General features: G+C 69.8%; 1 protein-coding gene. It reads left to right on the top strand.

The features are described from left to right. A partial coding sequence (locus tag AX685_RS18815; RefSeq protein WP_331710192.1) for a peptide chain release factor-like protein occupies window positions 1–492 on the top strand: 492 nt, incomplete at its 5' end. Window positions 493–606 lie beyond the last annotated feature (114 nt).

The following is a 606-nucleotide window of genomic DNA, read 5'->3' as shown; positions in this document are numbered from 1 at the left end:
ATCCACACCTCCGCCGCGACCGTCGCGGTCCTGCCCGAGGCGGAGGAGGTCGACGTCCAGATCGACGAGGCGAAGGACCTGCGCATCGACGTCTATCGCTCGTCCGGTCCCGGCGGCCAGTCGGTCAACACCACCGACAGCGCGGTGCGCATCACCCATTTGCCCACCGGGCTGGTCGTGATCCAGCAGGACGAAAAGTCGCAGCACAAGAACAAGGCCAAGGCGCTCAAGGTGCTGCGCACCCGCCTGTACGAGGCGGAGCGCGAGCGGCTGGCGGCGGAACGATCGGGCACGCGGCGCGCGATGGTCGGATCGGGCGACCGCTCCGAACGAATCCGCACCTACAACTTTCCGCAGGGGCGCGTGACCGATCATCGCATCAACCTGACGCTGCACCGCCTGCCGGAAATCCTTCAGGGGGAGATGGACGAACTGCTCGGCGCGCTGATCGCGCAGGACGAAGCCGAACGGCTGGCGACGCTGGACGCCTAGGCCGGCCCGTCGCGCGCCGCGACGGGACTCGGCCAAGCGCGGCCGGCGGGGCGCAGCATCCGTCCGACGACGCGGCTTCGCCGCGGCGCCACCAGCGCTACACCCATGCTACAC

The organism is Sphingomonas sp. CCH9-F2 (assembly GCF_001556735.1).
Taxonomy (GTDB): Bacteria; Pseudomonadota; Alphaproteobacteria; order Sphingomonadales; family Sphingomonadaceae; genus Sphingomonas; species Sphingomonas ginsenosidimutans.
The sequence above is the reverse complement of the archived record's forward strand: the minus strand, read 5'-3'. Positions and strand labels throughout refer to the sequence as shown.